A 14762-nucleotide genomic window follows, 5' to 3' on the forward strand; every position below is an offset into this window, starting at 1 on the left:
GATACTCAATGTTCGGAAATATCTACGCAGAATTCCGGCAAAGACCGATCTCATCTTATTTCACGATTAAGGGTAGAAGATCCTTATATTTATATTGTGTTTTAACCGGGATCGTTTCCGGTCTAGGAGCCCTTCTTTTTTCCAGAGCGCTCGCCTGGGCAGAATACATTTCTTTAGAATCTATATCAGGTTTACATAATACACATTCTGGAGGGGAGTATTTCGTTTCTCTGGAACCGATTACTTCGATTTATCTAGGAAGATGGGCTCTTTTGATTCTTCCATCTTTAGGAGGATTGATTGCCGGATTAGTTATATGGAAATTCTCTCCTGATTCAGCGGGCACAGGAACAGATTCGCTAATAGATTCATTTCATAATAAGGAGGGGAAAGTAGATCCGAAAGTTCCTTTGATTAAATCCATCGCTACCATATTCACTTTATCTTCCGGTGGCAGTGGAGGAAAAGAAGGCCCAATCTCTTTGATTGGAGCTGGGTTCGGTTCCTTAGTGGCAAATCTTACTAAAGCGGGTGCAAGAGCAAGACGCACTTTATTACTCGCGGGAACTGCAGGAGGCCTAGGTGCAATTTTTCATGCTCCATTAGGAGGAGCACTAACTTCTGTAGAGATGATGTACAGAGAAGATATAGAAAGTGATACATTGGTTCCTTGTATCATTTCTTCTGTGACAGCTTTCTTAACTTACTCTTCTTTTAATGGTTTTGGTTCTGTGTATAAAGTCCCGGAGATAGGATTTATAGAATATAAAGAACTCATCTTTTATTTGTTTTTGGGGATAGTCTGTTATATGAATGGGGCCTTTCTAATTAGGGTATTTCAATTCATACAAGAATGGTCCAAATTTTGGAAACTCCCCATTTGGATCAAGCCTGCGTTAGGCGGAATTACTGTGGGTATCATTGGTTATTTTTTGCCTGAAGTTCTCGGAACGGGTGCAGGGGTCTTACAAGATGTACTGGAGGGTAGTTTTCGATTTCCTAGTTATGATACTTATTTGAGTCAAGATCTGCAGATCATCCTCTTCTTCTTACTTCTCGCATTATTAAAAATTATCACCACTTCATTTACTATAGGGAGTGGGGGATCTGCAGGAATGTTCGGTCCTTCCTTATTCATTGGTGGGATGTTAGGTGGAGCGCTTGGAACATTTGCAAAATTAGTTTTAGGTTACCAGGTATCAGTAGCTTCTTTTGTGTTGGTCGGAATGGGAGCTTTTTACGCAGGTATCGCAAGCGCTCCGATAGCGGGAATGGTGATGATCTGCGAGATCATAGGAAGTTATTCTCTTCTTCCCCCTTTGATGATTGTTTCGATTATCACCTTTGTTCTTTCTCATAAATTGAATTTATATAAAAGTCAGAAGAACACACGTTTCCAATCTCCTGCTCATGATTGGGACATGAATAGAGATTTGCTCGAAGGTATCTTAATTGAGGATATCCGAAGTAGATTGAGAAATATTGCTGAGGTCAAGACTTCTGTCCTTCTTTCCCAGTTAGAAGAAGAAGCACTGAAGATCAATGCGAGCGACTATATCGTTTTGGAGGAGAACGGAAACTACTTCGGAATGATTTCTCTACGTACAAGCCGCTTATTTTTAGAAGGAAGAGATCTCACCCAGAACCTGATCCTTGTGAAAGATGTGACTGATACCTCGATTCTTCCGATTTCAGTTAGGACAAACCTTGCTACTACCTTTAAAACCCTATTGGACAGGGGGATGGACAAGATTCCGGTGGAAGAGAATGGAAAATATTTGGGATATTTACGTTATGCTGACATCATTTCCATATATTTTGAAAAGACTCGATCCGCTAAGCCGGTTTCAGGCTCGTAAGCTGAGTTTTAGTTCCTTCTCCAAAACCTAAAAATATATGTAGCGTTCATTCTTTTACAATAATAAGTATTTATCTTCTATTTTTATTCTTTTTAGCCATTTTATGAGCAAAAATGACCATTGGCTCTTTTTTTGATTTTAGTGGACAATTTTAGGCTTTCCGCTAAGATACGGAAAATTTTTAAAAAATAACTGATGTGTAATAAAGAGATCAGCCAATTCTAGATGGGTTAGGGTAAGTTATGGAATTGGTTCAAAGCAGGAAGGAAAATGCGAAACAGAGCTTATAGTCAAAAAATTATCTCCGGATCGAGGATTATCCTCGCGGTCTTGGGGATATTAGGAGTCAGCACATCTGAGCTGACTGCCGGTAGTTACGGGGATATTTATGGTGCCCATGCGGGTGCAGCCGGTATGGCGGGTGCAGTTACAGCTACCGTGAACAACTCATCTGCGGTTTTCTATAATGTTGCCGGTTTGGGAAGATTGAACGAAGCGGATTTATTCATCGCTCAATTTGAACAAAAGGAGAAAGAGAAAGAAGCAGCTGCTAATGGAGAAGGTGCCAAGGATGCTAATGGTAATCCTATTCCTCAGGAAGGTCCTTTACTTAACACTGAACCTCAAACCGAAGCAGGTGCACCTCCTGATAAATGGTACAAAAAAGCTTGGTTTAATTTCAGAGACGGTTTTGCGAATATGGGAAAGGGGATGTTCACTTATCAACCTCTTCTTCGCCCGAACCGTCCTTATCATGAAGTGTCTTTCTTAGGGACCTACGCGAACCCTACATTAAAAAACAACGCTCCTAAGAATGAGAACACTAAGAATCCTGACGACAGTTATGTTGGTTTGGGTTTTACAATGAACCTAAACGAAATTTTCGATATAGGTAGAACCATTCGTTTCGGATTGAACGCTATTGTTCCTGCTTCCGGAAACTTGATGGTAGTAAATGATCAGAACCCTACTGTTCCTAGATACCTTCAATCAGGAAAAAGTAATGAACGCCCTACCATCATGGCAGGGGTCGGTGTTGAACTTTGGAAAGACCGTCTTTTTGCAGGGGTCGGTATCACTGCTCTTGCAGGTGGTTCCGGTGCGATCTTATTAAAAGATGTTCCGATCTCTCCAGATCCAGTACAAGCAAACTCACAAGTGGTATTAACCTTAAAGCCTATCATTAACCCTACTTACGGACTTCAATTCACTTATGGTAAATGGAGTGCCGGAGTCTCGTACAAGAGAGAAACTTATTTGTCTGCGGATCCGATTCCTGCTCGTGCCCAGACAACTCTTTTAGGAATCCAATTGGATTTCGATCTGGCTTTATTGGATCAGTACAACCCAAGAGTTTGGTCTTACGGGATAGGATTCAGACCGACTGAAAAACTTTTATTAAACGTAGATGTAAACAGGGAGATCTGGAGTTTGTATAAACTTTCTAGAATTAAGGAAAAATATTCAGAACCTCTTGATTTCCATGATACAACAAACGTTCGTATGGGAGCAGAGTATGCTTTCCGTCCTTTCTTGAAGTTCAGAGGTGGTATTGGAAAAAGACCTAGCCCTGTTCCTCATTATGCAGGAGAAAATAACTGGATGGATAACGATCGGATGATCTACTCCGTCGGTGTTTCTTATATCTTCAACGGAAGAAATTTCGCGTTCTTGAAAGACAGATTGAAAAATCCTGTGATTTTCGATTTGGCCATCACGAACCAACAGTTGAGAAGTGTGGAGATCAATAAATATCTCCCAACTGAGAGGAATCCGAGCTATAATTACGGCGGATATATCTGGTCACTAAACTTCTCTGTAAGCTTATTCTTCTAACCCTCCTCCCCATTTTCGGGGAATGAAATAACATTTGTTATCTAATAGCTCCATCTGAGGCGGAATTCAAAAACCGCCTCGGTTCTTTTTCTTGACCGAATGATCGCTACAGAGATAGTCGAAACTCGGTAATAGAGATGGAAAAGAATATCATTGAACTGATCACTCCCGTATTTTTCGTTTTGATAGTTGTAGAGCTACTTTACTCCGTTTTCGGAGACAAACCGTTCTACCGTTTTAAGGACTCGATCAATAATCTTTCAGCTGGGATCTTTATGCAGATCTTTACAGTGTTTATCACTCTGGCATTGATGTCTGTATATACCTGGGTATATGCAAAATTTGGAATATTGAATATTTCAAATGACTCTTGGATTGGTTGGGTATCCTGTTTCGTTCTCGCGGACTTCTTTTACTATTGGTATCATAGATTCGGTCATGAGATAAATATTTTCTGGGCTTCGCATGTGTCTCACCACCAAAGCGAAGATTATAATTTTACAGTGGCATTAAGACAAGGAGTAACTCAGAATACATTCTCGCTTCCATTTTATCTTCCTCTCGCTTTGATGGGATTCCCACCTATCATGTTCCTTCTCTGTATACAGATCAATTTTGCATACCAGTTTTGGCTTCACACTAGAGCAATACCTAAGTTGGGAATTTTCGAGTTGGTTTTTAACACTCCTTCTCAACACAGAGTTCATCACGGAAGAGATCCTAAGTATATTGATAAGAATTACGCAGGAACATTTGCGATTTGGGATAGAATGTTCGGATCATATAAAGAGGAAGAAGAAGAACCTATCTTTGGGATTGTAAAACCTATGCAAACCTGGAGCCCACTTTGGACACAGTTCCATTATTTCGAAGAGTTATTCCTTCTTTCCTGGAAAACTAAAAGCTGGAAGGATAAGTTTTTAGTTTGGATCAAACCTCCAGGTTGGATGCCAAAAGATCTTGGAGAATCAGTGGTTCCTCCGGAGATCAATAGATCGACGTACAAAAAATTTAATACACATATTCCTTATACACTGCTCGCGTATTCGATCACTCAGTTCTTTTTTGGATTGGGCGCTTCTATGGTTTATATAGAATTTAAAAAAGAATTACCTCTATTTGAAATGTGTGCTTTAGGTTTTTATGTTCTTTGGACTCTTTGGAATATAGGTGCAATTTTTGAATTAAAAACTTCAGGGATCATTTCTGAGCTGGTTCGTTTGGCTTCTATAGCTACGCTAACCTATGTGTATCCTTTTGATTTCACTCATGTGGAAAAATTGACTGCTGTTCTCCCAACAGAAACTTTAAAATATCTTCCTGAGTTAATGAAGCAGGTTGCATTGATCTCATTCTTTGTATTGGGAGGCTTCCTGGTTTCTCAGAAAAGGTTTTTCAGCATCAAAGGATACACGCCTAAAACAGTTTAAGTCCAGTTTTTTGAGCTAGTTTTTAGAGTTAAAAAGCGCCTTTTCAATGAAGGCGCTTTTTTTATGGTTCTGAAAATAAATTGACGAACTTTGTTTCGGCAAGTATCCACATAGAACCTATGATTTTTCGTTTTTCTTATTCGGTTCTTGCTGCATCTTTTTTGATTTTGTTAGGGACTAATTTTTACGCCCAAGAGTCCGATCCTTCTGCGAGTGATACACCTACTGCTATAACGGAAGAGGAGAAGGCTTCTAAGTCCCCAATCTCCGTTTCCTATGCACGAATTGATTCTGTTTTACTATATTCCGATTTAGTTTACGTCACAAGACAATCCGAGGTAAAACTTCCTGCCGGAGTTTCAGAAGTTTTATTGGGAGAAGTTCCGATTGCTTCCTTGGACAAGAGTGTAATCATTACATTCACTGATCAGAATAAGAAATTTAAGATCAAAGGGATCCGAGTTTCTGAAAAAGCTTCTAGAAGAAAAAAATCCCAAGAAGCAGAAGAGTTAGAAAAGAGGAAAGAAGGTCTACTCTTGGCATTAAGCACAAAGTCTAGAGAGGTACAAGACCTTTTGGACTGGGAAGCTTCTATCAAATCTATCAAACCTGCAATTAGAGAACAAGACGGAGTAGTGGAGAAGATTGACTCTGAGAATTTTACTTCCTTTCGAAAAACATATGCTGAACTCGCTGAAGATAATACAAAACTTAGATTGGCAAAGTTAGAGGAGCTAGATCGCATCAGAGAAGAATTTTATATTGTAACGACTAAGATTGCTCACCTTGCGGAAGGGGATACACTTCGTAGAAAGGAAATCCGATTAGATGTGGAATCCGATTCTGCAAATGTTTTTCCTTTTGAATATAAGTACCTGATCCGAGGAGCAAATTGGTATCCGCGTTATACTTTGGAGCTAAATTCAAATGGACAAGAAGCAGAGTTAGGTTGGCATGCTTTGGTTCGTAACGAAACAGGTGAAGATTGGAAGAATGTTCGATTAGAATTTTCTACAGCGAATCCAAATCAGGATATAGATTTACCAGAGTATAGAGAATATAGGATCGCTTCCAAAGAAGTAGCGGTATATTCAGGAGACGAAGATTATTCTCCAGCTGATAAGGAATATGACGCACCTTCTAAACCTTCTGCAAATGCAGGCAGTATGATCCAAACCAAAAAGGAATCTAAGAAAAAAGCTCCTGCACCTAAAGTATCTCAAAGAAGTAAGGCGGAAGAGAGGATCGATGATGCCTATTACCAAGAAAAGAATGATAGTCCATTGATGCAATCACGCGCATTGATTGAAGGAAATTATAAAGATAGGTCCAATTCACTTCGTGTAGAAGAGAATATGAACAGGCTCCAAGGGGAACTTGCGAACCAGAAATATTCTTTCGACCAAGGATCCTATGAAGAATCGATTCGGTACGGAAAAGAAGCGCTCCGCAGATTTTCGGGCTTAAGAGAAAGTTCTAGAAAAGAGCTAAAAGATCTGGAGAACGAAGTGCAAAACCTTTTGAATCGATCTTCTCAGTTGAGTTCTGATAAAAAATATTCAAACCAATTGATTGCTCCTGGAATTTCATCAGAAGGATTCGATTTTAGATACATTGCTCAATCTAGAGAAAAAATTCCTTCTGATCGTACATTGAATCGGGTATTTCTTCGCAAAAGGAATATCACTGTTCGTCCGGGATATGAAACTTCTCCGCTTACAAACGACGGAGTTTTTCTAAATGTGGTTTCTTCGAATACGGAAAGAGAACCTTTGCTCGCAGGACCTCTGGAAATTTACTCGGGGGAAAATCTTCTAGGAACGACTACTGTTTCCACTTTAAAGCCTGGCCAAGAAATCAAAATGGAGCTTGGGCCTGATAGAGATATCAAGGTGGAAAGAAAACAAGAAAAGCTGGATGATAAGTCAGGGATTATTTCTCGTAAAAAGAATATCCGTTATAGAGTCATTATCTCTGTTAAAAATAATAAGCGTAGATCTGTTCCTGTTAGATTGATCGATCGTATTCCTTATACAAACGATGATAGTGTAAAAGTGGAATGGTCAGCAGGCACCGATACTCCTAAATCAAAAACAGATGATGGAATTCTAACTTATGAGTTTGAGATAGGAGCGAATTCCCGTAAAACAATTCAATTCGAATACACAGTCTCTTATCCTGCTGACAATATCCTGAGAGAAACTCCTGGTTCTGATTCTTACTGAGGCTTATCATGAAAGATTATAAAAAACTAATGTATTCTTCAATTGTTAAATTCATATTAATATTCGCTTTAGTTTCTTTTCCTATATTTGGAAAAGAATTCAGTCTTCCTATTAAAGAGGTAACTGTTCACCAAGGAACGGCCCAGATTTTGAGATCTGGAAGAGTTCAATTGGAACCAGGAGCAAATAAGATTGAGATCTCCTATCTTCCGGTTTCCCTATTAGAAGAAACATTAACAGCAGCAGTAACTTCTCCCCAAGTTGAGGTCACTGGCTCCAGAACATGGAAAGAAGAAGGTACTGCCGCTTCTAATCCGGAAGTCGCTCAACTCCAGAAAAAAGTTCAGCAGTTAGAGAAAGACTTAGAAAGTCTATTAGCAAAAGAGAATGATCTAAGAGCTGAAAAGGATCTATTATCTGAGATGCGTAAAAAAGTTTCTGATGTTGTCGGCCGAAATCTTCTATACGGAAGGGTAGAAGGAGATGGAAAAAACTGGGGAACTTATCTGAAAAAGACGAGAGACGAAGCTGTTTCTATTTTTGCATCTTGGGAGAAATTAGAAAAATCCAAGCGTAAGGTGCAAACAGAACTAGAAGAGGCTAGAGCGCAATATTCACTCTTATTATCCCAGGCAGAAAAAAGTACACGCACCACCTGGGTCCAAATCGTAAACACAAGTTCTGAGGCTAAAAATGTAGAGCTTCGTTTGAGTTATTTAGTTCCAAATGCAGATTGGAGACCGGCATATATTTTAACTGCAGATGATTCTTTAACCAAAGCAAAGTTGGAGTATATAGTTGAGATCCGACAAGAATCTGGAGAAGACTGGAGAGGAGTGCAACTTTTACTTTCTACCACCAGGCCGGATCTATCTTTAAGAAGGGACAGGCTTCGTCCATTAAGATTATTTGATGTAGAAGTCGATTCTAAACAAGAAATTCTCACTAACCAGACTCAAGCAGTTGGGGCAGCACAAATGCCAAATGAAGAATCGAATATTCCTTCTGCAGAAGAATCTTCTCCTTCGAGTGAAAGAGGAAGCGGATTTTTATTTAGGCTTCCCAAGACGATTACTTTGGCTTCTCAAAAAGAATCCAGAAAATTCGAAATGTTATCTTTTAGTGCGCCTATTCAGGTAAAAACTGTGGCTTCCCCAAGATATAAACCATTTCCTTTATTGGAAGCTGAGTTCCAGAACATGGGAGAATTTCCTATTCTTCCTGGAGAAGTTTCTTTGTTCAGAAGTTCAGGTCTTGTAGGAAGAACAAAAGTTTCTTATGTTTCTCCGAAAGAAAATCTATCTGTCTCTCTTGGTACAGAAGGTAGTTTAAGACTTTCTTATAGAAAGGATTGGAACCAAACAAAAGAAGGACTTATCTCTACTCAAAAGGTAATGGAGAAAAAGGTTTATCTAAGTCTAGAAAATTTTGGCAAAGAGAGTAAAACTGTGATCGTAAGAGAACAGATCCCCATTTCTGAATCTGCAAGTGTAAAGGTTGAAGTAAATCAGGAGACAAGTACTCCAGGTTCAAAAGAATATCGCGCTAACTCTGGAATTATTGAGTGGAGTTTGGTAATCCCTCCTTCTGGAAAGAAAGAGATCAAGTTAGAATATAAAGTAACTTATCCGAATCACCAAAATTTGGACTTTTTAAGATCATTTTAAGATCTTATTCTGTTAAATTTCTTTCTCCACTTTTGTCTACGGAACTTGGGATACCTTTTGTGTCCCAAAGTTCCAATTCTAAGTTTAATGGAAGATGTGCAGGAGCAGAAATCTGAAATTCCCCTTCTCCCTTTCTAGATTGGAAACAGATCTGCTCAGTTCGTTCGACTCTTTCTGGTTCTGCAGCTCTTTGAGGATTCCAGTTTTGTATTTTAGAAGAACTTGAACTTCTTCTCTTCAAATTTAAGATTACACACTGATTATCAGAATCCGAGTTTTCAAAAACAAATTTTACTCTATAAAAATTCTCTTCTGAATCGGTTTGTTTTTTTTCGATACCTACAATTCTGATCTTAGGTTTACGTTTTTCGGGTTCTAGTTCCGTCCTTTTGGAGATAGGTTCTTGTTTTAAAAGATCTTCCATTGCGAGAAAGAAGTCGCTATCTTCTCCCACATTATAATATTTTCCGTTTCCTGTTTTCGCCAAAGACTGCATGACTCTTTTTTCTTCAGGCTTCAAGCCAAGGCCGAAGATATGCATTTTAAAATTTATACCTTTTTGTTGTAGGACTTGAAGTTCCTTTTCTGGATTTCCATAACAGCTTTCTATTCCATCAGTCACTAAGATCAAGTCAGTTGGAGATTTCCTGCGTACAATATAATCTCCAGCAATTCGAATGGACTCAGCAAGTGGAGTGGCACCGGAAGGAGTAAGACCAAAAAGTTTGTTCTGAAAACCCGGACGATTACCTTTCTCTAAAGGTTGATAAAGTCTAGAAGATTGGCAACCTGGAAGGCGATTTCCATACGCGATAAAACCAACTTCTGTTTCTTCAGGAAGTCTATCCACGTAATGCCTTACATACTTTTTTGCAAGATGTACCTTTTGATAGATACCAAGATATTCATTCATAGAACCGCTAGCATCTAAGATGAATAGTTTTGCAGTTTCAGGTTGTCCCGGTACTGCGAGTTCGGGTGATGTATCTGAAGCGATAATAGAAGAGCTAGGAATTAGAGAAACTAGAAGAATATATTTTAATATTTCCTTATTAAAAGTAGATTTAGATCTGAATATTCGGAAAGAGAACATGAGAAGTTTGAATACTATATTCCTTATCGGATAAAAATAAAAACACCTTAGAGTTCCGGTTCTCTATTTATGTCTTATTCATTTGGAAGAGAGTTATTTTTTATTCCAATAAACAAACTGAGGATAAGATCCCATTTCTCCGAAGCGGATCTTAAAACAAGAAACAGATCCATATTCTAAAACCAATCTAAATGAATTCTCTAAAGGAAAACCTAATACGATTGAAGATAAACATCGAATGGGTCCTCCGTGGCTAACCCAAATCGTTTTGTATTCAGAGTGATCACCTTCTTCTTTTTTTAGATTTTCCCAAATCTTTGCTTCTTGAAGACCGTCTTCCCAAGAGTTCAAGATCCTGGTTTTCAATTCAGAATAAGTTTCTCCACCAGGAGGTTTTCTGTTTACATAATCTTCCATCCAGGGATCCGTTTCCGATCTTGGTAAGTCTTCCCATAAACGACCTTCCCATTCTCCGAAATTTAATTCCTGAATATTGGAGTCCACTTTCCAAGCAGGTGTGATAGATTTCGATTCCATATGTTTGCTAATATATTCTGCGAGACTATAACATCTGAATAAAGGGCTGGTCCGGATAGAATGTACTTTTTCAGGAAGTAATTTCAGAATGTTCTCCGCTTCTTTTTCAAAACTGGAAGGAAGTCCTAGATCCGATTTACCATAGCAGGTTCCCGGTTCTACTTCTGGAGTTGTATGTCTGACTAAAAAGATTTCCATGCAGCGACAATTCCGATCAAGTATAATAGTTCAGTAACTTGTTGGACTGCGCCCAAACAATCTCCTGTATATCCTCCTAACCATTTTTTATAAAAACTTCTTAGATATAAATATCCGAAAGTTTGTAAAAGAAATGGATATAACAAAAATCCAAAAACTCTATCTGAAGGTAGGTATTCGTTATGCAAAAATGCAAACCATGGGGCTAATCCCCATATTCCCGCTATAACCACATTAGAAGTTTTTAAAGTTTGGATAATTGGCTTGGCCTTGGAGAGTTGATCTTCTCGTACATAGGGGAGCGTTTTTGCAGTAAATAGTGCCCAAAATCTACTAGAAGAATGAGAGGAAAGTATCGTTATGAACAATACTTCTATAGAGAACTCTTCTAAAGATTTGTAACAAACGAATTTAAGAAGAAGTACAAGTATGATCCCAATCGTTCCGAAGGCGCCGATCCTGCTATCCTTCATGATATCTAGGATCTTCTCTTTAGTCCAACCTCCGCCGAACCCATCGCATACATCTGTAAATCCGTCTTCGTGAAAAGCTCCGGTAACTAGAACGGAAACAGCCATTGCTAAAACGATACTGATTTCCCAGGTCAAAGAAAGATCGGCAACCCATAGTACAAACCATGTTGCAGTTCCAACAATCCATCCCACCAGGGGAAAATATCTGGAGGAAGAATTAAGATAATCCTCCGAATGTTCAACCCAAGAAGGAACAATGATACGAGTATTATAACGAACGGAGGAAAGAAAAATAATCAGTTCTTTTCGGATAAATCCAAACATGCAAAGACGAACTTATTCATTCCTCAGATTCGGGCAGCGAGAATTTAATCTTCTCTTAGTCTTTTTTTTCGGAAACGCCAGCCGATTCAAAGCTTGCCATTTCCCTTAAGAAAGCCAATGCGGACTCAAGGATAGGGTAGGCAAGCGCACATCCTGTACCTTCTCCTAGACGAAGCCCTAAATCTAAGATTGGATCTGCATCAAAAAATTCTAAGATCAGTCTGTGACCTTGTTCGGAAGATTTATGAGCGAATACTGCATTACGAACAATCTTAGGTTCAATTCTGGAAGCCGTTAAGAATGCGGAGCTTGCGATAAAACCGTCTACCAAGATTAAACGATTTTCTTTATAGGACGAAAGCATTGCTCCGCAGATCATTGCGATCTCGAAACCACCAAGCTTAGATAGAACTTCAATCGGATCTTTTGGATTTACTTGGTGTTTTGCTCTGCATTCTGATAGGATCTTTTTTTTACGCTGTAAAGCCTCGTCGTCAAGACCAGTTCCTCTGCCTGTAAGATCTTCTGCGGAACGATCTAAAAATACGGAAGCGAGTAGAGTAGCACTAGATGTATTACCGATTCCCATTTCGCCGAATCCGATCACATTACAGTCTTTTGGAACCTTAGTGCTTGCAATCTCTCCACCGATACGGATTGCTTCTTCACATTCTTCTCTTGTCATTGCTGCTTCGTTCAGAATGTTTCTGGTCCCGGCGGCGATCTTGGCGGGTATAAAATCAGGATGAGATTGTTCGAAGTTACCCGAAACTCCTGCATCTACCACAAGCAATTTGATTCCATGCTGTTTACAGAATACATTGATTGCGGCTCCTCCATTCAAAAAGTTTAATACCATCTGATAAGTAACTTCTTTTGGAAAGGCAGAAACTCCTGAGTCTGCGAGTCCGTGATCCCCTGCAAATACGAGTAAGTGAGGATTGGATAATACGGGATCTATTGTATTCTGTATTGTACCTATTCGGTATGCTAGATCTTCTAATTTTCCCAAGGCGCCTAATGGTTTCGTCTTGGTGTCTATTTTGTTGCGTAATGATTTATCTAAGTCCAATTGGTACACATCTTTTGGGCGGATCATATTGTTTTCACTTGTAAAAAATTTAAAATGTTAAAACTAAAAGAGATCAGAAGATCCTTTTCGGTTTTAGGTTAAGGGGTCACGGATTTTGCGATGACTCCGTCTATATCCGGGCCTCCGTCAAAACTTCCTACAGGGCTTGGAAATGTAGATTGTCCTTTCGCATTCAATAGTTTAATAAACTTGAATCCGTTTGTTTGCAGATTGGAAAGAACTGTAGAATTGCACCCATTTGCAAATCGAGCATCTAATGTTAGATCATCCAGATCGAATGAGTCTCCACCCGCATTTGCAACAAATGGGTCGGGAAAAATTTCCTCAGGAGTGAGTGGATAAGTAAGCATATTCCATAGGACTGGACTTGCTCCTCCAAATCGTATCCAATCTGTTGGATCCAAACTTGCAGGACTTGCAGCTCCAGCATATTGAGGATTGAATCCGCAATAGTTAGTCCCATCTAAGCTCACTTCTACGATTACTGGTTCAATGAAGTAATTTATAGAGCCTTGTTGCTGAAAGCCGTTCTCGAAAACGATAAAGTCAACGCCAGTACCGTTAGTCACAGTCGCTCCATTCCAAGAAAGGATCAAAAAATTATTAGGATCCGCAGAACCCATGGTATAAACGTCTATACCACCTGAGTTTTGTCCTCCTCCACAAACTCCATTGATCGCTTTTACTGGATCTTTGTATCGAATGCTTGGATTACTGCCAGGCGCGCTAACTATTGTATTTGCTAAAAAATATTCCGGGTCTATAGTTCCAGGAGGACAATTTTCAGAACTAGAAATTGAATTCTGTCCGGTCAATAATAGTCCTGTTAGATCAGTACTGGTTCCGGAGCTGTCACAACCTATGAGAAAGAAAAAGATGAAGGTTCCGAAAAATGTCAATTTCACTATCAATTTCATATATTGTGACTCTCCTTTAAAGTTTTAACAAATGATTATGGAATCATGTAATTCCAGCCGAATCCTGAGCATCCGGCAGATTTAAAGTTGGAAGAATCAGTTGTAGTTGCATCGCTTTTTGCTTCTGCTAAGGTATTTTTCCCGAAGACAGCTTGGCAATATTCAAAACAACGAGCAGCGCTTGAAGGACAAGAATTACTGTGAATTGCGGTCCAATCTATTCTTCCGTATTTATTCGGATTGAAAGCATCGTCCGCAGAAGAGCGATAATATAGTTTTCTGTTTGTGTTATCAACTTCTACGACAGTTAATTTTTGACCGCCTTGTTCAATCCAGGATTTAGCAGTTATAGCAGCAGTATCGTAAACTCCTCCGTCTGATCCACCGGAATAAAAGCCAACTTGCCATGAACCGGCGATTTCAATATAATTGGCTTGGATAATTGCTGCGAGGATCGCGGTATTATCAGATTCTGATTTTTCCGTTTCAAAACAAGCTGTGTTGATTAATGATAAAGCGAATAGAAGGATTATCGCTTTTGTTCTGATTTTTCTCATTTTCTCTCCTAGATTTCTGCCGGATGTCGCGAAAAAAGAATTATAAGCAAAAGAACGTTAGTCGATCATTGATCTAATAAAGATCCGAACGATTTCGTATTTGCCGTAATAGTCTTTTTCCGTTCGAGAGCCCCGACATTTTAACTTTCGGGGCCCCATCGCAGAAAGCGCTGATGCGCTAAAGAGCGAGATTTACGATACTCCCCAACCTCGAGGATTAAGTATCGCGGGGAAGATCTGGCTTATTCCGTTTGAAACGGACATCACAGTTGCGGGTCAGCGCGGGATTTACACCCGACTTCCTCCCTGAAAGCGTAATTCCAGGTTTTGATCCTGCACTTGCCCTGGCAAGGGAAAAACCGTGTGGATATGAAAACGACGTATTCCTTGCAATATCTCTATAAATAGGCGATATTCTAAACACATGATCGATTAAAAAGGATTAGGCACATAATTTCAGATCGAAGGCACATTCTATTCTGCAAAAAATTCGGGAAAGATCTTTCATAGACCGAAAATAAAAGAGAGAGTTCTAATAAAAACTTTCCAGAGG

11 protein-coding genes and 1 riboswitch are annotated in these 14762 nt (G+C 39.3%); of the genes, 5 read left to right on the top strand and 6 right to left on the bottom strand.

Features of this window, described 5'->3' with window-relative positions; all coding sequences use genetic code 11:
• Positions 1-8 precede the first annotated feature (8 nt).
• The 5 genes from B1C82_RS11610 to B1C82_RS11630 all read left to right on the top strand — a co-directional run bounded on the left by B1C82_RS11610 (position 9) and on the right by B1C82_RS11630 (position 9017).
• Positions 9-1859 carry a chloride channel protein gene (locus tag B1C82_RS11610; RefSeq protein WP_086447718.1) on the top strand — a complete coding sequence of 617 codons (1851 nt, stop codon included), beginning with the start codon at positions 9-11 and terminating at the stop codon, positions 1857-1859.
• Positions 1860-2129: 270 nt separating this feature from the next.
• A complete protein-coding gene (locus B1C82_RS11615; protein WP_086447719.1) occupies positions 2130-3695 on the top strand; it encodes an OmpP1/FadL family transporter in 1566 nt (521 codons plus the stop codon).
• Between the two features lie 137 nt (positions 3696-3832).
• A complete protein-coding gene (locus B1C82_RS11620; protein ID WP_086447720.1) occupies positions 3833-5125 on the top strand; it encodes a sterol desaturase family protein in 1293 nt (430 codons plus the stop codon).
• A 119-nt stretch (positions 5126-5244) separates the two neighbouring features.
• Complete coding sequence (locus B1C82_RS11625) at positions 5245-7350, top strand: mucoidy inhibitor MuiA family protein (protein ID WP_086447721.1); 2106 nt, start codon at positions 5245-5247, stop codon at positions 7348-7350.
• 8 nt (positions 7351-7358) lie between these two features.
• Entirely contained in the window at positions 7359-9017 is a 1659-nt protein-coding gene (locus B1C82_RS11630) for a mucoidy inhibitor MuiA family protein (RefSeq protein ID WP_086447722.1), read from the top strand.
• A gap of 4 nt (positions 9018-9021) precedes the next feature.
• Here the strand turns inward: B1C82_RS11630 and B1C82_RS11635 are convergent, their stop codons facing one another.
• The 6 genes from B1C82_RS11635 to B1C82_RS11660 all read right to left on the bottom strand — a co-directional run bounded on the left by B1C82_RS11635 (position 9022) and on the right by B1C82_RS11660 (position 14209).
• The gene (locus B1C82_RS11635; RefSeq protein WP_086447723.1) at positions 9022-10110 is read right to left on the bottom strand and encodes a vWA domain-containing protein; all 1089 of its coding nucleotides are present in this window, start codon (positions 10108-10110) and stop codon (positions 9022-9024) included.
• Positions 10111-10203: 93 nt separating this feature from the next.
• Positions 10204-10845 (bottom strand): histidine phosphatase family protein, encoded by a 642-nt coding sequence (locus B1C82_RS11640; protein ID WP_086447724.1) that lies wholly within the window; start codon positions 10843-10845, stop codon positions 10204-10206.
• The gene (locus tag B1C82_RS11645; RefSeq protein WP_086447725.1) at positions 10830-11642 is read right to left on the bottom strand and encodes an adenosylcobinamide-GDP ribazoletransferase; all 813 of its coding nucleotides are present in this window, start codon (positions 11640-11642) and stop codon (positions 10830-10832) included. Before B1C82_RS11645 ends, B1C82_RS11640 begins: the two co-directional genes overlap by 16 nt.
• A gap of 55 nt (positions 11643-11697) precedes the next feature.
• Positions 11698-12741 (bottom strand): nicotinate-nucleotide--dimethylbenzimidazole phosphoribosyltransferase, encoded by a 1044-nt coding sequence (gene cobT, locus B1C82_RS11650; RefSeq protein WP_086447726.1) that lies wholly within the window; start codon positions 12739-12741, stop codon positions 11698-11700.
• A 71-nt stretch (positions 12742-12812) separates the two neighbouring features.
• Positions 12813-13652, bottom strand: a complete 840-nt coding sequence (locus tag B1C82_RS11655) for an LIC_13355 family lipoprotein (protein WP_086447727.1) — start codon at positions 13650-13652, stop codon at positions 12813-12815.
• A gap of 35 nt (positions 13653-13687) precedes the next feature.
• Positions 13688-14209 (bottom strand): hypothetical protein, encoded by a 522-nt coding sequence (locus B1C82_RS11660; protein ID WP_086447728.1) that lies wholly within the window; start codon positions 14207-14209, stop codon positions 13688-13690.
• A 193-nt stretch (positions 14210-14402) separates the two neighbouring features.
• Positions 14403-14529: riboswitch (adenosylcobalamin (AdoCbl) riboswitch) on the bottom strand.
• Positions 14530-14762 lie beyond the last annotated feature (233 nt).

It is taken from the genome of Leptospira venezuelensis (assembly GCF_002150035.1).
GTDB lineage: Bacteria > Spirochaetota > Leptospiria > Leptospirales > Leptospiraceae > Leptospira_B > Leptospira_B venezuelensis.